This window comes from Streptomyces lanatus (assembly GCF_014655715.1).
Lineage (GTDB): Bacteria > Actinomycetota > Actinomycetes > Streptomycetales > Streptomycetaceae > Streptomyces > Streptomyces lanatus.
Genome location: NZ_BNBM01000001.1, coordinates 830,887 through 857,113, shown reverse-complemented (window position 1 = coordinate 857,113; position 26,227 = coordinate 830,887). Strand labels below are relative to the sequence as shown.

Genomic DNA, 26,227 nt, shown 5'->3' with positions numbered 1-26,227 from the left:
GGTTTCCGCAGACCTGTGGCGCCGGACACATCCGCCCGGAGGGGGCCCGATGCGGCGATCGCTCGGCCAGGGGCATACCGTGAGGAGTCGTACGCAGAGAGCCTGTGTCATGTTCCCGGCCGGGGGCGCGACGCCTGGCACGCACGCTCGCCGCGTTGCCGAACCGCCCACGTGGCTCCGCCACGCGAGCGCTCCGGCGCCTTGCGATCGCACGCACCAGACGCCGCGCGCTGATCCGGCCGGGAACATGACACAGGCTCTGAGCCGGGAGGAGATTACGGATGGGCAGCCGCACCGCACTGGTCGAGGATCTGATGGAGCGATTCCCGCACGTTCCGCGGGAAGCCGTCTTCAAGGAGGATCTGCTCCGGGGCGGAGTGGCCTTCGACCCGTCCGCCCTCAGCGACAACGAGGGAGGCGAGGTCAAGCCGAAGTCGTACTTCATCTTCTCCTTCGACCACGGCACCCTCCCCGAGCTGGGCGAGGCCGCGCTCAGGCGCCCGCCGGAGGAGATCATCCTCACCGGCGGGCCGTACGACCTGCGCCGCACCGTCGTCTCCGTGCGCGTGAACCCGACCTCGCCCTACCGCGTCGCCGCCGACGACCAGGGCGTGCTCGGGCTCTACCTCGACGGCAAGCGGATCTCCGACGTCGGGGTGCCGCCGATGCCGGAGTACTACCGGCACAAGCTCTCCAACGGAAAGTCCGTGATGGAGGTCGCCCCGACCATCCAGTGGGGCTACCTCATCTACCTCACCGTCTTCCGGGTGTGCCAGTACTTCGGCGCCAAGGAGGAGTGCCAGTACTGCGACATCAACCACAACTGGCGCCAGCACAAGGCGGCCGGGCGCCCGTACACGGGCGTCAAGGATGTCGACGAGGTCCTCGAGGCGCTCGACATCATCAACCGGTACGACACCGCCAAGGCCTCCACCGCCTACACCCTCACCGGCGGCGCGATCACCTCGAAGCTCCAGGGCCGTGACGAGGCCGACTTCTACGGCATGTACGCCAAGGCCATCGAGGAGCACTTCCCGGGCCGCTGGATCGGCAAGGTCGTCGCCCAGGCGCTGCCGAAGGACGACGTGCAGCGGTTCAAGGACTACGGCGTGCAGATCTACCACCCCAACTACGAGGTGTGGGACGAGTACCTGTTCAAGATGTACTGCCCGGGCAAGGAGCGGTACGTCGGCCGCGACGAGTGGCACAAGCGCATCCTGGACTCGGCGGAGATCTTCGGCGCGCGCAACGTCATCCCCAACTTCGTGGCGGGCGTGGAGATGGCCGAGCCCTTCGGTTTCAAGACCGTCGACGAGGCGATCGCCTCCACCACCGAGGGCCTGCGCTTCTTCATGTCCCAGGGCATCACGCCCCGCTTCACCACCTGGTGCCCCGAGCCCACGACCCCGCTCGGCAAGGCGAACCCGCAGGGTGCGCCGCTGGAGTACCACATCCGGCTGCTGCAGGCCTATCGCCAGACGATGGAGGACTACGGCCTCTCCTCGCCCCCCGGCTACGGCGAACCCGGCCCCGGCCGCGCGGTGTTCTCGGTGAGTTCCTTCATGGACAGTCTTCCGGCGGAGGCCTCCGCGGCGGTATAGGTGGCGTAAGCGGTGAGACGGACGGGGCTCGCGTCCGTACAAGAGGCTGGAGTCGCGGGGCGACCACGCCCTGGGGTGGAGCCGGTCTCTGTCCGGACAACGGTCTGTCAGGACATCTGAACACAGCGCTTGTCAGTTGTGTTGAGAACGTGAAAGGCTCCGTTCCTGCCGCGAGGTTCCCCCCAACTCCATTGCCAATATGGCGAGTTGACCTCGCATGTGGATGCAGGAGACTCATGCCCGACCTGCCGACTCCCCAGGACGCCACCGAGGCAGCGCTGTTCTCCGAGTGCTGGGACGCCGTGCTGTCGTACGCCGACCTGTGCACGGCCGGCTCCGCCGCGGCCAACCAGCTGGCCGCGGAGGCGTTTTCCGCCGGCATACGTGAGGCCCGCGAGGCCGAGACCATAACCTTCCGCAGCGCGGGCCGCCGCCCGGCCCGCCTGCCCCGGATACCCCTCCTCCTGACCGCCGTACGCACCACCGCGGCGGCATGGGAGCAGAACGGCCAGGGCCACGACCTCGACCCCGATCTACGGCTGTGGCTCAACTCCGAGAAGGCCGCCCGCTACAGCGGCCCCCCGCTCCAGCGCCCGCTCGCGCTGCGCGGACTGCGCGACATGCAGGAACCCGACGCGACGCTGCTCTGGCTGGCCGAGGTCGAGGCGCTGCCGCAGACCGTCGCGGCCCGCCGGCTCGGCCTCGACCCGGCCACCGTCGCCGATGAACTCGCCCAGGTCCGGGGCCTGTTCCGGGACCGGTGCCAGCGCAACCAGCTCGACACGCCGATGGACGCGCAGTGCCGCAGCTACGCCCGCCTCCTCGACGCCGTCACCCGCTCCACCGCCGCCGACACCCCGGGCGACCTCTCCCGCCACCTCGCCACCTGCGTCCAGTGCGCCGAAGCCGCCGCCTGCCTCCGGCTGAACGGCGCCGGACTGCCCGCGGCCCTCGCGGGCGGGGTGCTCGGCTGGGGCGGCCTCGCCTACCTGGAACGCCGCCGCCGGGCCGCCGAGGTACGCGGCGCCGGGCGCCCCGACCCGGCGGACGGGGAGGCGGGACCGCCCAACCCCGGCGCCCACAAGGCACGCGTCGTGCGCAGCGGCCTCCTCGTCGCCGCCGTCCTGGTCTCCGCGCTCGCCCTCGCCGTGTCGATGATGCCGGGCGGCTCCACCGGCGACGGCGCCACGGCGGGCGGCGACCCGTCCGACCGCCAGCCGGTCGCCGACCCGGGCTTCACCCTGCCGGTCACGTCGTCCGCGAGCCGGTCCCCGTCGGAGACCGCGACGGACGACGACGCGCCCGAGCCCCATCCCTCGCGGAAGAACCCCGACCCGTCACCCCAGGGCACCAAGTCCTCCACCGCCCACGAGGACGACCCGGAACCGTCCGAGAGCGCCGAGCCGGACTGCACGGTCGACTACGACCTCGTCAACGAATGGCCCGACGGCTTCCAGGTCACCATCACGGTCACCACCGAACGCGCCCTCACCGACTGGCGCGTCGCCTGGTCCTTCCGCGACGGCCAGAAGGTCGGCCAGATGTGGGACGCCAGCTTCGCCCAGAACGGCTCCCGCGTCACCGCCACCGCCGCCGACTACAACAAGACGGTCACCCCGGGCGGCCGACTGGCGTTCGGGTTCCTGGCGTCGTGGGAGGGCGAGAACTCGGCGGGGTACGACTTCGCGTTGAACGGGCGGGACTGCGCGACGACCGGCTGACCGTTACCGGCGTCACGGGCCGACGTGCAGATGGGCCGCCCACCGCAGCGGGTCCGTCGGGTCATGCGCGCGCTGCCCGGCCACCGCGGTGTGCAGCGCACGCGCCGCCCCCATGGCATCCGGCCGGCCCGTGCGGGTCAGCTCGGCGTAGAAGCGGGCGGCCAGGTCCGGTGCCGAGCCGTCGTGGATGCCCCACATCGTGGCGATCACATGCCGGTACCCGGTGAGTTGCATGGCCGAGGCCAGATGCATGACCTCGTCGGGCAGCCGGACCGTGCCGGCCGCCGTCTCGCACGCCGACAGACAGGCCAGTTCCGCGTGCGGCAGATCCAGCTCCAGCAGATCGGCGACGGTGAGCCGGGCGTCGTACAGGGCGAGCGCGCTCCGGGCGGGATCCATGAGGTCCTGCTCCGCATGACAGGCGAAGTGCACCCAGGGCCTGTCATGCAGAGCCCGCCGAACGGCCTCCCGGGTCGCCTCCGGCCCGAAGAGCGCGTCCACCGGCGCCCCCGGCGGGAAGGCGGCCCGCAGCTCCTCGTACTCCCGCCGCACTCCCGGCAGCGCCGGACTGCCGGGAGTCTCCGGCATCGCGACCGCCGGCAGTCCGCCGAACCCCGTCGCGTCCGCGTCGCGCTCGCGGGCCCGGAGCAGCGCCGTGAGCGTCGACGTGTACGACGGCACGACCCGCCCCGGCACACAGCCGGACCCGGCCGCCGGACGCTCCGACGGTGACGCGGTGCGATGGCGCGGGTAGCGGCCCGCGGCGTGCAGGGGCAGCAGCGTGAGCAGACCGCTGGGGCACCACCACAGCCGCGGCAGCGGTCCGCCGGCGTGGCCATCGAAGCCGAGGCGGTCGAGGACCGGTTCGGCGATCCGCTGCCACAGCCACTCCAGCACGTCGTGCACGGCGTGCCGGTCGGCCTCCCGGCGCAGAAAGGGGCGGTCCGGCTCCCGGCGTGCGAGCAGCACGGACACCAACGCCTGCGCCTGCCGTGCGACTTCGGCATGGGACACGTCCGGCAGCTCGACGACCTCCACCGGCGCGTCGGCATCCCGGATCACCAGGGCGTGACAGGCCAGTTCACTCACGTTGACCACGACGACCGGACCCTGCGCGGCGGCGGCTCTCAAGTCGTCGTAGGGCACGGGCGCCAGGAAGTACGCGAAACCGTCTAGCCGGCGCACCTCGGCCACCAGGTCGTCCCATTCACGGCAGAGGGCGGCCCGCTGCCGCGCCAGCCGCTCCCGGCCGAGCGGCGACAGGAGGCTCTCTCCGGGCATTTCCTCGGAGTCGGCGCCGGTGGCGAACCCCTGTGCGTCCAGCTGCTCGCGCACCCGTGACAGCGCGGCCGCCAGCGCCGGCTCCCGGTCCGCCAGTTCGGACAGATCGCCGCGCAGATGCAGCGACTGGTTCTGGATGATCGTGCGGCCCTGCTCCAGGATCTCCACCGCGCGCTCCGGAGCACCGGCCCGGATATGACAGGTCGCGGCCAGCGGCGCCAGCCCGGGCCACTCGGCCAGGTGGTTCGCACAGGCCGCCGTCGGTAGTCCGTGCCAGGCCAACTGGGGCAGTTGCAGGACCGCCCGGCCGAAGCCCTCGGCGGCCAGGGCGTGATCGCCGAGCGATACGGCCGCCGCACCCCAGGAAGCACAGGACAGCATCCGCTCCTGCGGAGTGGCGACCGGCAGGTCCGCAGCGCGCCGAAAGCACCGGAGGGCCTCGCGCAGGTCGTCCGGGTCGCGCCGGTGGCCGTAGCGGCGGTTGAGCACCGCACCCAGCCGCCGCCAGGTCCGGGGCCGCAGGACATCGGCGTCATACACGGCCGACAGGGCGTCCCGGGCCAGGTCCACGACGCGACCGCGCTCGCCCCCGCGGTGGTGACCGTGGACGTGACGTGCGGCTGCGGCCACACCCATGCCGGCGCGCCGGAAGGGACCACCGGCTGCGGGGTCAGCTTCCGGGTGGAGCTGGAGGCCGAGAGCGCTCCGTCCAATCCGTTGGGGACGCCGTGACCGGGTACCGGCCGCGCCGGCCCACCAGCGGCCCCTCGGCCTTCGACCTCGCCGAACGGGACGCCTTCGCCGCCCTCTCGGCGGCCTCCCTGGACACCGTCCGCACCAACGCCGAGACCTGGCGCAACGGACTCTCCGCCTTCATCGCGCTGGTCACGACGGGAGTGGTGATCAAGGGACGCGACACCACCAGCGCCCTGCCGCCGGAGTGGCGGGCCGTGGTCACCGTGCTCATCGGCGGCGGCCTGCTCGCCGCGATCATCGGACTGTGGCAGGCGCTGGCGGCCCAGGCCGGGACTCGTCCCCGGGCCACCACACTGAGCGCCGTGCACAGTCGCTACGGATCGGTCGCGGCCTACCGGGTCGCTCTGGCCGCCGTGGCCGGTGCCCGGGTCCGGCGTGCGGCGCAGCAACTGGTCGCGGTCGCGCTGGCCCTCTTGCTCGCGGGCATCGTCGTCACCTGGTGGGCACCCGCCGAGGAGCCGAATGAGAAGCCCGTGTACATCAAGGTCAGCCACACCGGCGGTTCCGCCTGCGGCACGCTGAACTCCGCCGACGGCGGCCGGATCCGGCTGAAGAGCCCCGGGCGCCATGAGCCCGTAGTGGTCCCGCTGACGGCGGTCACCAACCTCAAGGTCGTCAAGTCCTGCGGATAGCCGCCCGGGAGCCGGCTCCGGAACCATCCCGAAGAAATCGGCCCGAATAAATTAGGTGGCGTCTCCTCGTGGGCCGACCTAGAGTGTGCGTCGTTCCCACGCGGCCGACCGCCGCGGGTGCCGATCGAGTGTGAACAGGGAGGTGTCGACCGATGGCTGTCTTTGCGATGAGCGCTGCTCGTACCCAGTTCATCAAGTCCACCTCCGTGGCCGTCGGCTGACCTCAACTTCTTCCTGCCGGGGCCACCCTTGTGAAGGGTCACCCGTTGACTTCCACTTCTGTTTTTTCCGCGTTGGCTCCCTATGGCTGGGACTCGGTCTGGGCCGACGCGTTCACCCCGTACGACGCCGAGGGGCTGCTGCCCGGGCGGGTCGTGCGGGTCGACCGTGGGCAGTGTGATGTCGTCACCGCCGACGGTGTCGTACGGGCCGACACGGCGTTCGTCACCCCGCACGATCCGATGCGGGTCGTGTGCACGGGCGACTGGGTCGCCATCGAGCCTTCGGGCAATCCGCAGTATGTACGCGCGTATCTGCCGCGCCGTACCGCCTTCGTGCGCTCCACCTCGTCCAAGCGGTCCGAGGGGCAGATCCTCGCCGCCAACGTCGACCACGCGATCGTCGCGGTGTCGCTGGCCGTCGAACTCGACCTCGGCCGTATCGAGCGCTTCCTCGCCCTGGCCTGGGAGTCGGGGGCGCAGCCGGTCGTGGTTCTCACCAAGGCCGACCTCGTGCCGGACGCGGTGACGCTGTCGCATCTCGTCGAGGACGTGGAGACCACGGCGCCTGGTGTGCCGGTGCTGACGGTCAGCGCGGCGCGGGGGGAGGGGCTCGACGTCCTCACCGCGGTCGTCGGGGGCGGTACGTCCGTGCTGCTCGGGCAGTCCGGCGCGGGCAAGTCGACCCTCGCGAACGTGCTGCTCGGCGAGGACGTGATGGAGGTCCAGGCCGCGCGTGACGTCGACGGCAAGGGGCGTCACACCACGACCACGCGGAATCTGCTCGCCCTGCCGGGCGGGGGTGTCCTCATCGACACTCCTGGGCTGCGGGGCGTCGGGCTCTGGGACGCCGAGACGGGCGTCGGCCAGGTCTTCTCGGAGATCGAGGAGCTGGCCTCGCGGTGCCGCTTCCACGACTGTGCCCATGAGAGCGAGCCGGGGTGTGCGGTGCTGGCCTCGATCGAGGACGGCGTGCTGCCGGTGAGGCGGCTGGAGAGCTATCGCAAGCTGATCCGCGAGAACCAGCGGATCGTGGCCAAGACCGATGCGAGGGTCAGGGCCGAGATCAGGCGGGACTGGAAGCGGAAGGGAGCCGAAGGGCGCGCGGCCATGGAGGCCAAGCGGGGGCGCCTGCGATGAGGCCAACGGTCTCGGCTGGTGAGCTTGGTGTCCGATTTCCGCTAGCCCCGTCCTCCGTCACGGCGGAGACTGGACACCGTGATGGACGAAGACACCAGGTACGAGGCGGTTCGCAGCCGTGATGCGCGTTTCGACGGCGAGTTCTTCTTCGCCGTCGAGACGACCGGCATCTACTGCCGTCCCAGCTGCCCGGCGGTCACCCCCAAGCGGTCCAATGTGCGGTTCTTCCCGACGGCCGCCGCCGCGCAGGGCTCGGGTTTCCGGGCCTGCCGGCGGTGCCGTCCGGACGCCGTGCCGGGATCGGCCGCGTGGAACGTGCGGGCCGACACCGTCGGCCGTGCCGTGCGGCTGATCGGTGACGGCATCGTCGACCGGGAGGGTGTCGCCGGGCTCGCCGCGCGGCTCGGCTACAGCGCCCGGCAGGTGCAGCGGCAGCTCACCGCCGAGCTCGGCGCGGGGCCGGTCGCACTGGCCCGGGCGCAGCGGGCGCACACCGCGCGTGTGCTGCTCCAGACCACCGATCTGCCGATCACGGAGATCGCGTTCGCGGCGGGGTGGGCCAGTGTGCGGCAGTTCAACGACACGATCCGGGCGGTGTACGCCTCTACGCCGAGCGAGCTGCGTGCGGCCGCGCCCCGTGGCGGCCACTCCGCCCGGCGTACGGCCACCCCCTCGGCCGGGATCCCCCTGCGGCTCGCGTACCGGGGCCCGTATCAGGCCGGTGCCGTCTTCGATCTGCTGGCGCGGGAGGCCGTACCGGGGATCGAGACGGTCGGCGGCCCGACCGGCCACCGCACCTACCGCCGCACGCTCCGTCTGGCGCACGGCAGCGCCATCGTCGCGGTGGAGGAGCGGCAGGGAGATGCCGTGACCGGCTCCGCCCACCATCCCGGCGGCTGGCTCGACGCGCGGCTCCACCTCACCGATCTGCGTGATCTGACCACCGCCGTGCAGCGGCTGCGGCGGCTGTTCGACCTCGACGCCGACCCGTACGCCGTCGACGAGCGGCTCGGCGCCGATGACCGGCTCGCACCCCTCGTCGCCGCCCGGCCGGGCCTGCGCTCGCCCGGCACCGCCGACGCCGACGAGCTGGCCGTACGGGCCCTCGTGGGGCCTGTGGAGGCCGAGCGACTGGTGCGCCGGTACGGCAAGGCGCTCGACGCGCCTTGTGACGGGCTCACGCATCTCTTCCCCGAGGCGGCGGTCCTGGCGGAGGCCGAGCCGCACGGTCCCCTCGGTGACCTCACCGCCGCCCTCGCCGACGGTGCCGTACGGCTGGACCCGGGCGCCGACCGGGACGAGGCGCGGGGCGCGCTGCTGGCCCTGCCCGGCCTCGACGCCCGTGCCGTCGCCGTCATCCGCACCCGTGCCCTCGGCGACCCGGACGTCGCCCCACCCGGTGTCGACACCCCCGACAGCTGGCGCCCCTGGCGCTCCTACGCCTGGCAACACCTGCGTACAGCAGGGGAGTTGGAGTAGAACATGACCACCCCGACCGACATCCACTGGACCGAGCTCGACAGCCCCGTCGGCTCCCTGCTCCTCACCGCCGACCCCGCCACCGGCGCCCTCACCTCCCTCTCCGTGCCCGGTCAGAAGGGCGGCCGCACCGTCCAGGACGGCTGGCGGCACGACCCCGCGCTCTTCCGCGCGGCCGACGAACAGCTCGCCGCCTACTTCGCCGGTGAACTCAAGGAGTTCCGGCTGGAGTTGAGCACGGACGGGAGTGAGTTCCGGGAGCGGGTCTGGGGCGCCCTCGACGATGTCCCGTACGGTGCCACGACCACGTACGGCGAGATCGCCGCGCGTATCGGCGCCTCCCGTGCTGCCGTACGGGCCGTCGGTGGTGCCATCGGTGCCAACCCGCTGCTGATCGTCCGGCCTTGTCATCGTGTCATCGGTGCCGATGGGTCACTGACCGGCTATGCGGGCGGCCTCGACCGGAAGGTGCGGCTACTCACGCTGGAGGGCTCGCTCTAGGCCCCATCGGGGTGCTTCCGCGTTCGCCCGGACCGGCCTGATCGTCAGGTCCGGGCGGTCGCCCCGGGCCGTGATCAGCGCAGAAGTCCCCTTCCTCAGGGCGATACGGATCGCCCCCTCACCGGCGTCCGAGTACCGCAGCGGACGCCCCCGTCCGTCCCGCACCTCCACCCGCCCCGCGATGCCATGCCGTACGACACAGGGCGCGCCCGCCTCACTGGTCAGCCGCACCCAGCGCGTGACCCCGCCCTCACGGACCGCCGACAGCAGAAAGGCGCCCTGTGTGCGGAAGTCATGCACTGTCACATCGGCCCAGGCGGCCGGCAGGGCGGGGAAGACGCGGATCGTGCCGCCCCAGGACTGGCAGACCATGTCGTGCAGGGACTGGGCCGCCGACAGGGGGGTCTCGATGACCGGGCCCGACTCCTTGTACATGGTGTTGGGCTGGATGTAGCGGGACATCAGCTCGCCCAGGTACTTGAGCGCGTCCTCGCCTTTGCCCAGTAGCGCGGACATCGATGCCGCGCCGGTGAAGGTGTAGCCCTGCAGCGCGCCCTCGAAGCCCACCCAGTGGGCCAATGAGCGTTCTATCAGGGCCCGTTCGTCGGGAGTGCGACCCGTCAGCTCGTACAGCGGGTATACCGCGAGCAAGTGGGAGTAGTGGCGGTGGGACTTCGCGAAGGGGAGGTCCGCGCCGATCATGAAGCCGTTCGCGTCGGTCGGATAGGCCGTCCTTCGCGCCAGCACCTCGCGCCAGCGCGGCGCCGACTCATCCTCCACTCCCAGGAGTTCGGCCGCGTCGAGGAGCGTGCGGCAGCCCCACGTCAGGAGCATCAGGTCGTAGTTGCAGTCCCGTGAGTTGCCGCCGTATTCCGGGGAGAACGTCGCCGGCAGGTGCAGTTTCCCGTCCGCGCCGGGTTCGAGGAAGTGCAGGTAGTAGGCGATCGCCTTGCGCAGCAAGGGGTACAGGACGTCCCTGAGGATCGACTCGTCCATCGTGTGGCGGTAGCTGAGCCAGACGTTGTGCAGCGCCCAGACGAGATTGCCGACCTCGGGGGTGGGCGGGTCCTGGCCGGGGATGCCGACGCCGTAGCCCATGAGGGCGCTGGAGGCGCCGTTGACGAGCTGGGGGTCCGTGGTGCGTGGGATGCCGAGGGAGTCGGCGCGGTACGGGGCCGGTGTCTCGTCCGTCAGGTGGTGCCGGAACTCGCTCAACGACCGTGTGATCGCGTCGAGTTCGAGGTGGTTGGAGCCATGGATCAGCCAGTACTCCAGCTGGGCGTTGAGGTTCCACCAGGTGTTGGGCCACGGCGTGGGCTCGAGCCAGGGGCCGCTCGTCGCCATCACGGGGGCGTCGCGGCGGGCGGCGGAGGCGGTCTTGTAGAGCTGGATCCAGTAGAAGCGCTGGATGCGGGGGTCGGGGAGGGAGAGGAAGCTCTTGCGGTAGTAGGCGTGCCACCAGGTCCGGTGCGACAGTGCGAGGGCGGAGTAAGGGAGCGGGGCCGCGTGGCGTACGGCCTTCAGGGCTCGGGACAGGGCCGTCGTACCCGGGAACGAGTGCGCCACATGGACGTACAGAGTCCGTGTCCTGCCTCTGCTCCGCTCCCGCCATGCCGTCACATGCTGTCCGCCCGCCAGCAGGGGCTGTACGGCGGCGGACACTCCGTCGTCGTGCTCGGTGACCTGGGCGGGAGGGTTGCCTCGGTAGCCGTCGGGGAGCGGTTTGAAGGCCGCTCGGGGGCTGATCGCCTCCGCCGGATGGAAGACCCAGCGGAAGCCGCGCTCGCCCTCGCTCGGGGTGACCTCGACGGCGAGGACCGAGCGGGTGGTGTGCACCAGGGCGCGCAGTGTGAGCGTGCCCCGGTCGGTGGTGAGGGTGCCCGTCAGCTCGGCGTCGCGCAGGCCGAGGCGCCAGTCGAGGCCGGTGATCGTGCCCACCGGCTCCAGCGTGAAATGGCCGATCGGGAGGCGGGCCAGGCCGAAGAGGGAGCCGTACTCGGGGCGGTGGTCCTGGACCTCGGAGTGCTGGATGTTGAAGCGTACGGCGGTGGTGGGGGCGCCCGGCTCGGCGTAGATGCCGGAGCCGAGGAAGCCGTTGCCGAGGAAGGGGCCCTCGTACCAGGTCGTGGGCATGCGGTGCCAGACGAGGTCGGCGTCTTCGAGGACGGTGCGCCAGGGGTCGGAAGGAGTGGCCTCGGAGGGCGTGGCCTCGGAAGGAGTGGCCCCGCTCGCCCGGGCCGGGAGTCCGCCGGTGAGGAGGGTCCCGCCGAGCGCGGATCCGGTGGCGAGCACGGTACGTCTGGACGGGCTGGGCATGGCGCCTCCCGGCAGCTCGGGCAGAGACTATTCATCGGAGCTATCCCGGCATGCAACGTAGAGACGTGACACGTGGTCGTCAATACGGCGGGAGAGACCCGATGTATCAGCCCCAGATCACGGCACCCAGCCATGCCCCCGCGATCAGCTGGCAGGTGAACAGCTCCGCCAGCACGCTCCACCCGCCCGACCGCAGCGCCGACCGCATGGCGGCCCTCGCCTCGCCGCGGCGGCCCAGACGGAGCCGTTCCTCCAGGTAGATGCCGGCCATGAAGCCGGGGATCGAGCCGAGCACGGGGATCAGGAAGAAGCCCAGAAAGGACCCGGCCCCGGCGTACACCGTCATCCGGCGGCTCGCCCAGTTCGGGCGCAGTCTGCGCGGCGGGAGGGCCCAGCGCACCACCTGGGAGAGGAACAGCGCGACGGTGGCCCCCACGAGCACCCACCAGGCGACCGGCTGGGGGTCCTTCACCGCCCACCACATGACCGCGGCCCACACCAGCCACGACCCCGGCACCCCGGGTACCAGCACTCCGCACAGGCCGAGCAGGAGGACCAGACCGACCAGCAGGAGGTCCCAGACTCCCATCTGACCAGAGTGCCGGAGGCCGGGAGAACGCGCAGATCAGCGAGCGCCCGCCGCCGTCATCCCTGGCGTTCGCGCGCCACCCACCCCCGCTCGTACGCGTGCCACCCCAGCTGCAGCCGGGTCGTCACCCCGGTCAGCTCCATCAGCCGCTTCACCCGGCGCTGCACGGTCCGCAGCCCCAGGTCCAGCTGCTTGGCCACGCTCGCGTCGGTCAGCCCGGCCAGCAGCAGGGACAGCACCTCCAGGTCGGTCTCGTCGGGGCCGTCCGGCTGCTGCTCGGTGACGCCGGACGTGCCGAGGCTCACCGGCAGCGCGTCCCGCCACACCGACTCGAACAGCCCGGAGAGCAGCTCCAGCAGCCCGCTGGCGTGGACGACCAGCGCGGCGGGCTCCGCGGTGTGCGAGGTCAGCGGCACCAGGGCGAGCGTGCGGTCGGCGATCACCAGCTTGGTCGGGACCTGTTCCACGACCCGGATCTGCTCCTCACGGCCGAGGGCGGCGGACAGCTCGGTGATGCCGTGCGGCTGGTCGAGGACCGTGCGCTCCAGGACCACGCGGTAGCGCACCCCTCGGTCGGCGGCCTGCTCCTCGGCGTCGTTCTCCGTGCCGGTGACGGCGACCGGGCTGCCGGTGACCAGCGCGCACACCTCGTCGCTCGCGCCGAGCTGGAGCTGGAGGAAGCGCTGCGACACCGCCGCCGCGCCGATCACCACCTCGACCAGATCGTGCACACCGGGCTCGGTGGCCCCGGCCCGGTACTCCTCGGCGAGCATCGCCGCCGCCAGCTCCGCCTTCTCCAGCTCGTGCCGCTGCTGGGTGAGCAGCGCGCCGAGGGCCACCCCGGGCGGGGCGGCGACCCAGCGGCCGGGGCGGGCCGAGGACTGGGCGGCCAGTCCGTGCCGCTCCAGACGGCGCAGGGCGCGCTCGGTGTCGTGCTCGCCGAGGGTCAGCCGTCGCGCGAGGTCCGGCACATCGGCGGCGCCCACGGACACCAGGGCCCGGTACGCCGACTCGTGCGTCTCGTCGAGACCAATCGCTCCCAGCATGTTGGCTGCGCCTTTCCCCAAGCGAACACCCGCGTCCGGTCCGTGGCGGGAATCGGCCACGGCGCAATCCCGCCTCCGCACATCATCGCGGTACCACCCGTCACTCTGCCAAGGTGTCGCCACCGCAGCATCAACCACCGCCCGCTTTGCCTGACTTGGGCCTTCTTGGCCTGCGCTTTCGCGTCCACGGGCAGGCGGCAGACGGGAAGAAGGCGATCTTGGGGAGAGCGATATCGCGTACGGCCCTGGGCGCGGCCACCGCCGCCATCCTGGCCGTGACGTCGGCCGCACCCGCACCCGCGGCCGACACCTTGCCGAAACCGCCGACACGGCCGACCGGCTCCGTCGTCACCCTCGTCACCGGCGACCGCATCCTCGTCACCCGGGACGGGGCCGTCGCCCTGCCCGGCCCGGACGGCACGGCCCCCTTCACCCAGACCCGCCGCTCCGGCGACGACCTGTACGTCTACCCCGAGGCCGCGACCGAGGCGCTCGCCGCCGGCCGGGTCGACGAGGAACTCTTCAACGTCACCGGCCTCATCCGGCAGGGCTACGACGACGCCCACCGCACGACGCTCCCGCTGATCGCCACCTACGACCACCCCGTCGCCCGCTCCGCCCCGCCCACCCCGCGCGGCGCCGAACGCGGCCCCGTCCTCGACCCGATCGACGGGATCGCCCTGGAGGCCGACAAGAAGAAGGCCGCCGACTTCTGGGTGGACCTCACCGACCCCCGCTCCCGCGCGGCCGGCGACCTCACCAAGCTGTGGCTCGACGCCAAGGTCAAGGCCACCCTCGACCGCTCCACCCGCCAGGTGCACGCCCCCGAGGCCTGGGCCGCCGGCTACGACGGCAAGGGCACCAAAGTCGCCGTCCTGGACACCGGCGTCGACGCCGGACACCCCGACCTCGAGGGCCGTATCACCGCCGCGAAGAACTTCACCGACTCCCCGGACGCCGCCGACCACGACGGCCACGGCACCCACACCACCTCCACCGTCGGCGGCACGGGCGCCGCGAGCGCCGGCAGGAAGCGCGGAGTCGCCCCCGGCGCCGGGCTCCTCAACGGCAAGGTCCTGAACGACTCCGGCTACGGCGAGACCTCATGGATCATCGCCGGCATGCAGTGGGCCGTCGAGCAGGGCGCCGACGTCGTCTCGATGAGCCTCGGCAACCCGGCCCGCACGGACTGCACCGACCCCATGGCCCAGGCCACCGAGGAACTCGCCCGGACCAGCGAGAACACCCTGTTCGTCATCGCGGCGGGCAACACCGGACCCGGCGACAACACGGTCTCCTCCCCGGGTTGCGCCCCGAGCGTCCTCACCGTCGGCGCCGTCGACCGCGGCGACTCCACGGCCGCCTTCTCCAGCCGGGGTCCGGCGTACGGCTCGCACACCCTCAAGCCGGAGATCACCGCACCGGGCGTCGGCATCTCCGCCGCGGCGGCGGGCGGACGCGGCGTCTACGCGTACCGGTCCATGAGCGGTACGTCGATGGCGACCCCGCATGTCGCGGGTGCGGCGGCCGTCGTCAAGCAGCGGCACCCCGACTGGAGCGCCCGGCAGCTCAAGGCCGCCCTCGTCTCCGCCGCCGATGCCGACATCCCCGGCGATGTCCGGGAGACCGGCGCCGGGCGCCTCGATGTCCGCGCCGCGCTCGACCAGAAAGTGCTCGGCGCACCCGCGCTGCAGGCCGGCACCTTCAACTGGCCGCAGGACGCCGGCGACCGTACGACGATCGCCGTGCCCTACACCAACACCACAGACAGGGCGGTGGAGTTGAAGCTGACGGTGCCCGCCGTCACCGGCAACGACGGCTCCACCGTCCGCTCGACCCCCGCCCGGCTCGACGCCCGCAAGGTCACCGTCCCGGCGGGGAGGACCGTCGAGGTCCCGCTGCGGATCGACCCGATGGCCAGGCTCACCCGGGCCCAGTACGGCGACCTCACCGGCCGCGTCCTCGCCACCGCCGACGGCGTCACCGTCTCCACCCCGTTCGCGCTGTACGTCCAGCCGGAGACCGTCACCCTTCGCGTCAAGCTGATCGACCGGAACGGCAAGCCCGCCGACGGTGCCTCCTCCGTCGACCTGATCGGCACCGACGACGCGACCGGCGAGCGGCGCTTCAACGAGGGCGCGACCGACCAGACGTACGCGATCCGTCCTGGCGCCTACTTCCTCTCCAGCTTCATCACGACCGCCGGGACCGAGAACTCCCTCACCTACCTGGGCCGCCCGCAGCTGGAGATCCGCGACGACATGACCGTCGTCCTCGACGCCCGCAAGGCCCACCGCCTGACCATCAGGACGGACCGGCCGACCGAACTCCGTGCGGCCACCCTCGGGTTCGCCCGCAGCTGGGACGACACCTGGCTCCATGCGGGCACCGCCGCCGGCGGACGCGAACTGCGCGGCTACTACGCCTCCGTCACCGGCCGGGCCAGCGACGGCGACTTCGAGTTCGACAGCTTCTGGCGCGCGGCGGCACCGCAGATCACCGAACTGGCCGTCGTGGGCGGCAGGTTGCTGCACCCGACCACCGCGTCCTACAGCTCGGCCAACCTCGACGGCACGGGCCGCGCGCCCCTCTTCGACGCCAAGTCCGGTACGGCGGAGGAGCTTTCGGGTGCGGCCGGGAAGATCGCGCTCGTCGGGATCCCGGACGGCGGGAGCGCGTACGAGATCGCGACCCGCGCGAAGGAGGCGGGAGCCGTGGCGGTCCTCGTCCACCGGGACGCGCCGGGTCGCTGGTATCCGTCGGCCGGCTTCACGGGCGGTCCGCTGCCGGTCCTCGCCGTCCCGGCCGACGAGGCGAAGGCCCTGCTCGCCGCCGGGGACGTGACCCTGCGCTGGACGGCCACCGCCAAGAGCCCGTACGTCTACAACCTCGCCTTCCCGGAGCAGGGCCAGATCGGCGGCGACCGCACGTACCGCGTCCGGGACCGGGAACTGGCGGCGACCACGGCCACATACCGCTCGATGGCGTCCGCCGCCACCGACCACATCGACCTGACGAGCATGACCCGCCCCAACGGCCTGACCGGCTACTTCAGCGGCCTGGAGACGGTCCCCGCACCCTTCCGGCGCACCGAGTACCACTCGCCGGGCACGACCGGCTGGGAGCACGAGGTGTCCAGCAGCTTCCCCTGGGGCGAGTTCATGATCGACCCCATGCGGACCTACGCGAAGGGGGAGCGGCGCACCGAGGAGTGGTACGGCGGTGTCCTCGCCCCGGCCACACCGCTCGACGAGGCCGGGCGGCCCGCGCTCGCCGCCGAACGACAGGCCGACCTGATCGGCGTGGCACCCGGCTTCTGGGGCGATGGCCAACACCATGGCGTGCAGGGGAGCTTCGGTGACATCGGCTCCATGACGCTACGGCGGGACGGCGAGACGATCGGCGAAAGTCCGTATCCCTTCGGCGTGTTCACCGTTCCGGCGGAAGCCTCGACGTACGAACTCATCCTGAACACCGAGAAGATCGGCCCTCCGGCCCGTGCGTGGAACCGGTCCACCGGTACCACCACGACCTGGACCTTCCGCTCCGTACGCGACGAGGACACGTATTCGCAGGGCATACCACTGCTGTTCCCGAGGTACACGCTGCCGGAGGACGGCCTGAAGACCCTCCCCGCCGAGGACGGACAGAGCATCACGCTCACGGCGACGGGCCACGCAGGTTATGAACCCGGTGAGTTGACGGGGGCCGAACTCGCGTACTCGTACGACGAGGGTGAAAGTTGGACGGGGGCGCGGACGATGCGGCAGGACGACGGGACCTGGCAGGCGGAGGTGGACCACAGTGGAGCGGCGGGAAGACAGGTCACACTCAAGGTCGTCCTGACCGACGCCGACGGCGCCTCGGTCACCCAGATCGTGACCCGGGCCTACGACGTGCGCTGAAGCGCGCGAAGGGGATCCGGGCCCGGGTCACCCGGCTGTCGCCGGGCGGTTCTCCCGTGGGGGGTGGGGCCGCCCGGCGACGTGTCTTCGCCCGGTGTTCCTCCGGTGTTTCGCAAGGCTGTTCAAGGCCTCACCCGACGTGCCGTCCGGGTAGGCCCCGTGAGGCCGGATTTTCCGGATGCCCCGTTTTCATCCGGGCCGTGCGGTGGACAATTGGGGGCATGAACCAGCAGGGGGGTAGGCCCACCGGCCGCGAGGACGACTGGTGGGGGCAGCTGTACGGTGAGCGCGCCGATGACACGGGCCCGACGAAGGCCGCCGACTCACTGGACGACCGCTTCGCCTCGGCCGCGGGTGCCGTCAGCCAGCGGTCCGGAGCGGGCGTGCAGGTTCCGTCGCCACGGGCGGACGCGGATGCCGTGGAGCCCGCGTCGACGTTCCCGGCGGGACTTCCGAAACCGCCGGGATTCACCGTCGAGTCACCTCCGGACGACACCGGACCGCCCCCGCTCCCGCCACCACGCCCCCTCGACTACGTGGGCGACGGCCCTCCCACCTACGCCGCCGAACCCACCGCCCTCCCGCCCGCCGACCCGGACGACCTCGACGACCTGGTGGCCGACACCGTCCTCGACGGCGCCCACTACGGCGCCTGCACCCTGCGCGCCGTCTCCCTGCGCGGGGACTCCGGCCGCTACCGGGGCGAGCCCCGCCGTGACTGCCTCCTCACCGCCCGCTTCGGCACCGGCGACCACGCCCTGGTCCTCGTCGCCATGGCCACCGGCGCCCGGGCCACGCCGGGCGCGCACCGTGCCGCCGCCGAGGCCTGCCACTGGATCGGCCGGGCCGTCGGCCGCAGTCACGCGCGGCTCTCCGAGGACATAAGGGCCGCACGACGCGGCGACCTGAAGTCGGGCCTGCACCGCCTGACCGACCGCAGCCTCGGCAAACTCCGCGCCAGCGCCGCCGAACAGGGCATCGACCCCGACGAGTACGCGGCGACCCTGCGCTGCCTCCTGCTCCCCGCCGACCCCGAGTGCCGTACGCGCGTCTTCTTCGGCGTCGGCCCCGGCGGGCTGTTCCGGCTGCGCAACGGCGAATGGCAGGACATCGAACCCCTCGTCACCGACGCCACCGGCGAACCCGTCGTCGGCTTCGGCTCGCTCCCCGCCGAGACCCCCGAGGGCGACCGCCTCACCATGGACCTCGGCATCACCACCCCGCCCAGCCCTTACGACCCGGCGCCCGAGCCGCCCCGCGAACCCTTCCGCTTCCGCGCCTCCGTCGCCCGCACCGGCGACACCCTCCTGATGTGCACCAGCGGCCTCGCCGACCCCCTGCGCGGCGAACCCGAGCTCGCCGCCCATCTGACCGGCCGGTGGTCCACCCTCGAACCGCCCGGTCTCGCGGAGTTCCTCGCCGACACCCAGATCCGGGTGAAGGGCTACGCCGACGACCGTACGGCGGCCGCGGTGTGGGAGGCGTGACCGGCTCCCTCAGCTGTAGGGCACCCACTTGCGCGCCGAGGTGTCGTACGAGTAGCGCGGCAGTCCGTCGATGCCCGTCGTGCGGAAGGGACGGCCGTGGTCGTCGATGCGGACCGTGCCGGTGCGGCCCTGGGACGACCAGTCCAGCTCCAGGTACCAGTTGCAGTCACAGGCCGCCGTCCTCGCGTCGATCAGCAGCACCTCCGGGTCCTCGGCGGACACCCGGTACGGCAGCCGCATCGCCGGGATCGGGCCCTCCGCGTCGCCGCCGTCGACCGGGCGGGCGATGGGCCGGTCCTTGTCCAGATCGACGTCGAAGTAGCGGGGCGTCAGCGCGCCGCCGCAGCCGTTGTCCATCGCGTAGGAGGAGCCCTTCATCGGCGCCGAACGGCCGACGACACGCACCCGCAGGGCCTCCAGGACGACGGCCGTGGACGTCCGCCCCTGCACCGTGACCTCCACCATCGTCTGCCGCCCGTGCACGGCGTTCAGAGACTCAGCCCAACTCGCGGCGTCCTGCGCGGCCGGCGGCGGCGGGACCTGCTGCGGCGGCTTGCTGAGGACGTAGTCGTGACCGCAGCCGGCCTGCCAGACATGGGAGTTGGCGCTCCAGGTGAGGGGAAGACCGGCCGGCGGCTGCTGACCGTCGGCCTTCTTCGAGGGGCCACCGGACGTCTCGATGGGCTCCGGCTCGGACTTCTTCGAGGCGTCGGGCGAGGGCTTGGCGGTCGTGGTGGAGGAGGGTCTCGGGGACTTGCTCGACTTCGGGCGCGGGGTGCCCGGTTCCGTCGTACGGGGCGGATCGGCGGCCTCGACCGAGTCGCTCGGGCCGCGGCGGTCGTCGTCGGGCAGGGCGGCGATGCTGCCGAGCGTGGCGAGGAGCGCGGTGGCCACGGCGGCGGAGACGAGGAGGCGTCGGCGGCGATACCAGGGGTGGTGCGGGGCCGGTGCTTCGGCGGGCTCCGGGGCCTCGTCCGCCCGGTCCGGCTCCGGCGCGGCGGCCACCGCCGTACGCGAGCGCTGCCGTGCCGCCACCGCCAGGATCCACCGGCGGTGCAGCTCCATGCGCTCCTCCGGCGTCGCCCCGCACAGCGCGGCGAACCGCTCCACGGGGGCGAAGTCGAGGGGGACCGCGTCACCGGCGCAGTAGCGGTGCAGCGTGGAGGTGTTCATGTTCAGGCGGCGGGCCAGCTGACCGTAGCTGCGGTCGGTGCGTTCCTTCAGGCGCCGGAGCGAAGCCGCGAACTCCTGGACGTCGTCGTCCTGTGCTTCAGACACTGTTCTCCCGTGTCCTCCCCGTCCCGGGACGGTATCCCAGGCACTCCATATACCTGCACGTCAGATGGGCTGGGATGGTTCCACCGTCGCGGATCGGGCGTCGGCGCTTGCCGCCGCCCGCTGTGACGGCTGATGCTCTTGGTGTCGCACCGACCAGGCCCGGGGGGACCAACCGGCGTCGGTGACGACCCACTTCCGCATGTTCAAGCATTTTCCTGTCATCCACGGGGGGACATCCATGTTCAAGCGCACACGGGCCGGGACGCTCGCCGCACTCGCCGTCGTCGGCCTCACCGCGGGCGCCGCACTCTCCGCGGCGCCGGCCGGAGCCGCGACCAAGGCATCCGCGCCGAAGTTCCTCGCGGCGTCCGAACTGCCGCCGCACCCCTCCTCCAGCTGGACCGCCGCCAGGGTCACCGGCGGCGTCCCGGAGGAGATGCAGTACTGCTTCGGCGACTCCCTGCTCGCCTACGACTCCCGCTACCGCACCTTCCGCACCGACCTCGACACCGGCGCCCAGCAGCTCAACATCACCGTCCGGGACAGTGCCAAGGCCAAGGCGCTCGCCGCCCGCCTCGACAAGGACGTCAAGCGCTGCGTCGCCCGCATGGACGCCGACCCGGACATCAAGGCCGCCTACAAGAGCTACGGCAGCCTGCCGGTCGAGGAGGGCGCCCGCGTCCACGGCTTCGCGACCCGTGCCTCGTGGGGCGCCATGGACATCCACCTCGTGTCGGTCGGCCGGGACGGCGGCACCGTCACCGTCGTGCAGTGGGGGCAGATGGGCGGCTTCGCCGACGCGCCGGTGAAGGCCTTCAAGAAGACGACCACCACCGCGGTGAACAAGCTCCACTGACCACCGCACCGGCGGGGCCGCCCTCCCGTACGGGGGTCGGGCGGGTGGCCCCGCGCCCATCGCACCCATGAGATCCGGCCAGTTTCCCGCCTTCCGGGAAGTCGGCCGGACGCGCGCCGTTGCCCCGCCGCGGGACGTGTGCGCGTCCACCGCGCGTGCCACCACGGCGGCCACGGCACTTCGCCGTATACGGCCGGATCGGCAGAGCGCAATCGGCAGTCGGTCCCATCCCGTGTGGTCGCGACGTCGGTGCTGACGTCGGCCCGATGCCGTGCGGGACTGCACCGGTCGGCCGTCGACCACCCGTATCGGATGCACCGCCCCGCCTCCCCTCGCCACGCGCGCGCCCGCCGCCCGGAAGCCGGGCCGTGGCCGGTGACCGACCCGGCGCCGTCGTCGCCCGAGGCGGCCCACGGGCGGCCGACGAGTGACGTTTCGGGTTTCATCCAACCCGTGCGACCCGCCCAACCATGGCCGAACACCTGGTCGTTGACGATTCGACATGACTGCCGAGGCTTCGACCGGGAAATGGTTCCCGTGAACGTGTTCGAGCCAGGAGGGGAACCGACATCGGCACGCGGGCGGGGGTCATGAAGAGGCACGTGCGAGGAGGCGGTCCCATGGCGATCGGGGCCTCCTCGGTCGAGACAATGGAGGACAGGGCCGACAGCGCCGGGGAACACGCGCAGACGCCTCAGCTCAGGCGCAGACTGGGGCGGGCGGACCTACGGGCCGTACCGGAGGCACGCAGGGCGCTGCGCGAGCTGCTACGGCACTGGGGGAGGCCGGGACGATCCGACATAGCCGAACTGCTCACCAGCGAGCTCGTCACCAACGCGCTCGTCCACACCGACCGGGACGCCGTGCTGACGGCGACCGTCGGACCGGGCGGGCTCAGGGTGGAGGTGCGGGACTTCGTGGCCCGGCTGCCCAGACCGCGCGTACCGAACGCCGACCACGGTACGAACGGCAGGGGCCTGGTCCTAGTCCAGTCCCTCGCGGACGCCTGGGGCGTGCGTACGCACGGGGTGGGGAAGGCGGTGTGGTTCGAACTCAACGCGGATGCGGCGTGACGAGGCGCGCGGTGCGCACGACGACGGGAAGGGGCGCGCCCCGAGTCCCGGGTCGCGCCCCTTCCCGTCGAAGAGAGGCCTGCTCAGCCGAACTGCTGCTCCAGATCCTTGAGCTTGCGCTCCAGGGAGTCGAGGCGGGGCAGCGCCATGGTGTCGTCCTCCGCGGTGAGGTCGACCTTGACCGCGTCAGAACCGGTGGTGCGTACGGGCTGCAGTGAGGGACGCGTACGTACGGGCAGCTGTTCCGCGGTGGATATGGCAGGCTCCGCGGACACTTGCGCCGAGGCACGCTCCAGGGCCGCCTGCGGCTCGGCCTGCCGTCCGTTGCCGCGGCCGATGAAGCCGCGGTGACCCCGGCTGATGGCCTTCAGCTGGGCGCGCTCCATGCGCTGCTGGTCGCGCCTGCGCAGCCGGCTCTCGTCCTTCTGCCGCTTGTCCTCGCGGACCTCGTCAACGGCCTCGTCCAGGCTGCGTACGCCCTCCAGGAGCATCAGCGACCAGGCCTTGTAGGTCTCGCGGGGCGCCCGCAGCCAGCGGACGATCCGGATCTGCGGAAGGGGCCTGGGCACCAGGCCCTGCTCGCGCAGGGCGGCCCGGCGGGTCTGCTTCAGGGCCCGGTCGAACAGCACGGCCGCGGAGAGGGACATGCCGGCGAAGAAGTGCGGGGCGCCGTCATGACCGAGACCCCGGGGCGCGTGCACCCAGTTGAACCATGCGGCAGCGGCCGCGAACGTCCACACGAGTATCCGGGAGCCGAGGGCCGCGTCACCGTGGCTGGCCTCGCGCACCGCGAGGACGGAGCAGAACATCGCGGCACCGTCCAGACCGAACGGGACGAGGTACTGCCAGCCGTTGTGGAGGCCGAGGTTCTGTTCGCCGAAGCCGACCAGACCGTGGAAGGAGAGCGCGGCGGCCACGGCCGCACAGCAGAACAGCAGCACATAGGAGGCGGTTCCATATATGGCCTCCTTGCGCCTACGGCGCTCCTCGCTGCGCTCCCACGAGTCGTCGGCGCCCGCGTCCTTCCCTGTGGTGGCCTTCCCGCGCCGGAGCACCGCTATCGCCACCAGCAGGCCCAGGAGCAGGACGGCGCCCGGAAGCAGCCAGTTCAGCGATATGTCGGTCAATCTCATCTGGGGTCCCTTGCATTGGGATAGGGCGTAACGCCCGCCATAGTGGCCCAATCCCACTGGCCCTCAGGGGTTTTCGGGGCAAGAGGCCGCCAAGGAAGTGCAAGGGGATGCCCAAGGCGGCGTTCTGCTCGAACTGCCGCTTGAGGGGCGGGAGTTGAGTTCGAGCAACACTACCCGTGCGGGTGGTTCCACGGAAAGTTCCTGCGCGAAGTGAGGAATTTGTGAAACGCCTGTAACCGTAACGGGTGTCGCGCTCACGAGTGATCTTACGGCACGGCGGATTACGGCCATACCTGAGGGTGCGTCAACCGGCGGCGGCGAGCAGCTTGTTGACGCGGTCCGCGTCGCAGGTGCGCGGGCAGGTGGCGCAGGTGTCCGCGGGGCGCACCGTGTAGAACATGCAGCAGCTCGCCCGGTCCCGGGTGGGCAGCGACTCACCGGCGGGGCCGGTCAGCTCACGAAAGGCGGCCGAGCCGACATACGGCTGTGTGGCGCCCGGCAGGAGCAGCTCCAGTTCCCGGCGTGCGCGGTCCTGCTCGCCGTCGCCCTCTCCGAGCAGGTGGGCGACGTACCAGAGCCCCTCGACGAGCTCGTCGGTCGCCATGCCCCACAGCGCACGGCCCCGTCGCCGCATACGCGGCCCGAAGCCGGCGAGTACGGGTTCGAGGTGCTCGGCGACGGCGGTGCGCACCTCGGCGCGCAGGGCCTCCTCGTCGGGGACGACGCGGGCGCCGGGCAGGATGGCCGCCGGGTCGTCCGGGAGGCAGGCGAAGGTCGTCGGGCGCACCGCCAGGCGGCCTATCGCGAGTCCGGGGGCCATGCGGTCGTACGAGACATGCGTCACGGGAAAGCGGGGGACGCGGCGGAGCAGGAACCACGGCACGGTGATCAGCAGACAGGCGGGCCAGGCGTAGCGGTGCAGGCCGAAGCTGGCGACGACGTCGGGGCGGGCGGGCTGTCCGTAGTCGCGCCGCACCTGTGCGTCGTCCCAGGCCAGGAAGGTGTCGAGGCGGGTGCCGCCGGCCGCGAGATCCTCGGCGGAGATCCAGTCGCCGTGCCTCGGCAGCTGCTCGTGGGTAGGTGGCTGGATGATGTCGAGCCCCGGGAAGGCCTTGATGAGACGGGTGTAGGCGTCTGCGAGGGCCGAAGGGGGCACGGGCATGGTGACCGCCGATCCGGGAGGCTTCAAAGGTAAGCCTTACCTTACCCAAGATCGCTGCGGTTTGAACTGTCGCGTTCTGCGCCTATGGTGCTTGACGGGTGAGTAACAACCCGCCGTAATGGCCCCAAGTACCGACACGTCCGGAGGAGGACCCGTGGAGCAAGGAGCGCAGGGCTCCGCGATGACGGGGAATCCGGAGGACGGCTCGGAGGGCGGCTGGGAAGCCTCGTCGCGTCCTGAGATTCGTCCGGATGCCCCTCGGGTGCCGGCGCAGGGGCGTACCGGAGGCGTGGGGCTCACTCGGGAGGAAGCCGCGCCTACGGCGCGTGGTGAGCATACGCACAATGAGGCACCCATCCCTCGGCCGCGTGCGCTGGTGCAGCGGGCCTCGGTGCGGGGGCAGATCCTCGACGCCCTGCGGACGGCGCTGGTGACCGGTGAGCTGACGCCCGGGGCCGTGTACTCCGCGCCTGTTCTGGGGGATCGGTTCGGCGTTTCCGCCACGCCTGTGCGTGAGGCCATGCAGCAGCTCGCGCTGGAGGGTGCCGTCGAGGTGGTGCCCAATCGTGGGTTCCGGGTCGTCGAGCGGGGGGCTCGGGAGCTGGGGGAGCTGGCCGAGGTCCGGGCGCTGATCGAGGTGCCGGTGATGCTACGGCTCGCGCGTACGGTTTCCGGTGAACGGTGGGCGGAACTGCGGCCGTTGGCCGAGGCGACGGTGCGGGCGGCGTCGACGGGGTGCCGGGCGACGTACGCGGAGTCGGACCGTACGTTCCATCGGGCTGTGCTGTCGCTGTGTGGGAACGAGCAGTTGGTCCAGATCGCCGACGATCTTCATCGGCGGGCGCAGTGGCCGTTGGTGAGTCCGGTGCGGGGGGCTTCGGGGCGGGGGCATGCGGATCTGATCGCGGACGCGGCGGAGCACAATGCGCTGCTGGATGCGTTGATCGCCAGGGATTTGGATGTGGTGGGGGCGTTGGTGGGGGAGCATTTCGCGGGCGCGCGGTGAGTTCGGCGGGGAGGGTTTTTCGCCCCCGCCGCCCCTACCCGTCCCGTCCCCGGGGGCTGCCGCCCCCGGACCCCCGCTTCGGCCCTGAACGGGCCTCGTCCTCAAACGCCGGACGGGCTGGGTAGTTCAGCCCCTCCGGCGTTTGAGGAGCGGGGTCTGCGGGGGCGAAAAAGGCTCTTCGGGTCAGGCCGCTGCCGGCGGAGGCGGAGTCAGCTGGTGGGAGAGCCACGTGGGCACGCCGCCCAGGAGGCGGAACAGGCGGCGGGCCTCCTCGCGGAGGCGGGCCGCCTCCGGTTCCGTCTCCGCGTCGGCCAGGGACGCCAGGGCGGGGGCAGTGCCCACCAGATAGCCCAGCTCCTCCCGGATGCGGAGCGACTCCGCGAACCCGTGCCGCGCCTCCGCCAACTCGCCGTCCCGCAGGGCCAGCCCGGCGAGGTGACGCCAGGTGAAGGACAGGAGCAGCGGGTCGGCATGGGCCGTCGCACCCGCATGGGCCCGGCGATAGGCCGCTCGTGCAGCCTGGGGGGAGCGGGCCAGGTTCTCCGCGAGCAACCCCCGGCGGAAGTCCAGGAGCGCCCGCCCCGCCGCCCCCGGCGCGATCAGCGCCGCCGCCCGCCCCAGCGCGGCCCGCGCCTCGTCCGCCCGGTCGCGCACTCCGTGCAGCGTCGCCGCGTACGCAAGTTGCCCGCGTTCACAAGCGGCAGCGCCCCGTTCGTCGTCACTGTGCGCGAGCGCCTCGGCGGTGCGGAGCGCGTCCTCCGCCTCCTCCCAGCCCTGCTCGGTGTAGAGACAGCGCTCCACCAGCAGCGACGCCCGCTGGAGCGAGGCCGACGCGGTCACCGGCTGCAGCAGGGCCGCCGCGTCCGCCCAGCAGGCGCGTGAACGCAGCCGCCATACCGCGGTCTGGAGTGGATCGTCACCGGCGGTCGTTCCGTTACCAGACATGGCGGTATACGCCACCTCGCCCTCCCCGAGCACACCATCGAGCTGTTGAGTGGTGGCGGCATCTCAGCACGAATCTCCGCGCTCGGCCAAGAGGGTGGGTGA

19 protein-coding genes are annotated in these 26,227 nt (G+C 72.0%); 11 read left to right on the top strand and 8 right to left on the bottom strand.

Annotated elements, in window-relative coordinates; all coding sequences use genetic code 11:
- Window positions 1-281 precede the first annotated feature (281 nt).
- Window positions 282-1,601: a radical SAM protein gene (locus tag IE325_RS03785; protein WP_190068185.1), complete on the top strand. Its 1,320-nt coding sequence runs from the start codon at window positions 282-284 to the stop codon at window positions 1,599-1,601.
- 236 nt (window positions 1,602-1,837) lie between these two features.
- A complete protein-coding gene (locus IE325_RS03780; RefSeq protein ID WP_190068184.1) occupies window positions 1,838-3,322 on the top strand; it encodes a cellulose-binding domain-containing protein in 1,485 nt (494 codons plus the stop codon).
- A 12-nt stretch (window positions 3,323-3,334) separates the two neighbouring features.
- Here IE325_RS03780 and IE325_RS03775 read toward each other — a convergent pair whose 3' ends face one another.
- Window positions 3,335-5,239: a CHAT domain-containing protein gene (locus tag IE325_RS03775; protein ID WP_190068183.1), complete on the bottom strand. Its 1,905-nt coding sequence runs from the start codon at window positions 5,237-5,239 to the stop codon at window positions 3,335-3,337.
- A 92-nt stretch (window positions 5,240-5,331) separates the two neighbouring features.
- Here IE325_RS03775 and IE325_RS03770 point away from each other — a divergent pair, with 92 nt between their 5' ends.
- The 4 genes from IE325_RS03770 to IE325_RS03755 all read left to right on the top strand — a co-directional run bounded on the left by IE325_RS03770 (window position 5,332) and on the right by IE325_RS03755 (window position 9,329).
- Window positions 5,332-5,991: a hypothetical protein gene (locus tag IE325_RS03770; RefSeq protein ID WP_190068182.1), complete on the top strand. Its 660-nt coding sequence runs from the start codon at window positions 5,332-5,334 to the stop codon at window positions 5,989-5,991.
- A 266-nt stretch (window positions 5,992-6,257) separates the two neighbouring features.
- Window positions 6,258-7,349: a ribosome small subunit-dependent GTPase A gene (gene rsgA, locus IE325_RS03765; RefSeq protein WP_190068181.1), complete on the top strand. Its 1,092-nt coding sequence runs from the start codon at window positions 6,258-6,260 to the stop codon at window positions 7,347-7,349.
- 81 nt (window positions 7,350-7,430) lie between these two features.
- Window positions 7,431-8,828, top strand: a complete 1,398-nt coding sequence (locus IE325_RS03760) for a DNA-3-methyladenine glycosylase 2 family protein (protein WP_190068509.1) — start codon at window positions 7,431-7,433, stop codon at window positions 8,826-8,828.
- A gap of 3 nt (window positions 8,829-8,831) precedes the next feature.
- Entirely contained in the window at window positions 8,832-9,329 is a 498-nt protein-coding gene (locus IE325_RS03755) for a methylated-DNA--[protein]-cysteine S-methyltransferase (RefSeq protein WP_190068180.1), read from the top strand.
- On the opposite strand, the gene IE325_RS03750 is transcribed toward IE325_RS03755, so the two are convergent.
- The 3 genes from IE325_RS03750 to IE325_RS03740 all read right to left on the bottom strand — a co-directional run bounded on the left by IE325_RS03750 (window position 9,303) and on the right by IE325_RS03740 (window position 13,280).
- Window positions 9,303-11,645, bottom strand: coding sequence for a glycosyl hydrolase family 95 catalytic domain-containing protein (locus tag IE325_RS03750; RefSeq protein WP_190068179.1), 2,343 nt, complete (start codon window positions 11,643-11,645; stop codon window positions 9,303-9,305). The two genes, IE325_RS03755 and IE325_RS03750, sit on opposite strands and share 27 nt — an antisense overlap.
- Window positions 11,646-11,751: 106 nt before the next feature.
- Window positions 11,752-12,234, bottom strand: coding sequence for a DUF456 domain-containing protein (locus tag IE325_RS03745; protein ID WP_190068178.1), 483 nt, complete (start codon window positions 12,232-12,234; stop codon window positions 11,752-11,754).
- 56 nt (window positions 12,235-12,290) lie between these two features.
- Window positions 12,291-13,280 (bottom strand): helix-turn-helix transcriptional regulator, encoded by a 990-nt coding sequence (locus tag IE325_RS03740; RefSeq protein WP_190068177.1) that lies wholly within the window; start codon window positions 13,278-13,280, stop codon window positions 12,291-12,293.
- Window positions 13,281-13,498: 218 nt separating this feature from the next.
- On the opposite strand from IE325_RS03740, the gene IE325_RS03735 reads away from it, so the two are divergent.
- Window positions 13,499-17,185: a S8 family serine peptidase gene (locus IE325_RS03735; RefSeq protein ID WP_190068176.1), complete on the top strand. Its 3,687-nt coding sequence runs from the start codon at window positions 13,499-13,501 to the stop codon at window positions 17,183-17,185.
- Between the two features lie 221 nt (window positions 17,186-17,406).
- Window positions 17,407-18,672, top strand: coding sequence for a protein phosphatase 2C domain-containing protein (locus tag IE325_RS03730; RefSeq protein ID WP_190068175.1), 1,266 nt, complete (start codon window positions 17,407-17,409; stop codon window positions 18,670-18,672).
- Window positions 18,673-18,681: 9 nt separating this feature from the next.
- Here IE325_RS03730 and IE325_RS03725 read toward each other — a convergent pair whose 3' ends face one another.
- Window positions 18,682-19,950, bottom strand: coding sequence for a helix-turn-helix domain-containing protein (locus IE325_RS03725; RefSeq protein WP_190068174.1), 1,269 nt, complete (start codon window positions 19,948-19,950; stop codon window positions 18,682-18,684).
- 238 nt (window positions 19,951-20,188) lie between these two features.
- Between IE325_RS03725 and IE325_RS03720 the strand changes: the two genes are divergently transcribed.
- Both IE325_RS03720 and IE325_RS03715 read left to right on the top strand, forming a co-directional pair.
- A complete protein-coding gene (locus IE325_RS03720) occupies window positions 20,189-20,806 on the top strand; it encodes a hypothetical protein (protein WP_190068173.1) in 618 nt (205 codons plus the stop codon).
- 650 nt (window positions 20,807-21,456) lie between these two features.
- Window positions 21,457-21,879, top strand: coding sequence for an ATP-binding protein (locus IE325_RS03715; protein WP_190068508.1), 423 nt, complete (start codon window positions 21,457-21,459; stop codon window positions 21,877-21,879).
- A gap of 83 nt (window positions 21,880-21,962) precedes the next feature.
- Here IE325_RS03715 and IE325_RS03710 read toward each other — a convergent pair whose 3' ends face one another.
- Window positions 21,963-23,012 carry a DUF2637 domain-containing protein gene (locus IE325_RS03710; RefSeq protein WP_190068172.1) on the bottom strand — a complete coding sequence of 350 codons (1,050 nt, stop codon included), beginning with the start codon at window positions 23,010-23,012 and terminating at the stop codon, window positions 21,963-21,965.
- A gap of 304 nt (window positions 23,013-23,316) precedes the next feature.
- Entirely contained in the window at window positions 23,317-24,174 is an 858-nt protein-coding gene (locus tag IE325_RS03705) for a (2Fe-2S)-binding protein (protein WP_190068171.1), read from the bottom strand.
- A gap of 154 nt (window positions 24,175-24,328) precedes the next feature.
- On the opposite strand from IE325_RS03705, the gene IE325_RS03700 reads away from it, so the two are divergent.
- On the top strand, window positions 24,329-25,180 hold the full coding sequence (locus tag IE325_RS03700) for a GntR family transcriptional regulator (protein WP_229911632.1): 852 nt from the start codon (window positions 24,329-24,331) through the stop codon (window positions 25,178-25,180).
- Between the two features lie 183 nt (window positions 25,181-25,363).
- On the opposite strand, the gene IE325_RS03695 is transcribed toward IE325_RS03700, so the two are convergent.
- Window positions 25,364-26,140, bottom strand: coding sequence for a hypothetical protein (locus IE325_RS03695; protein ID WP_190068170.1), 777 nt, complete (start codon window positions 26,138-26,140; stop codon window positions 25,364-25,366).
- Window positions 26,141-26,227 lie beyond the last annotated feature (87 nt).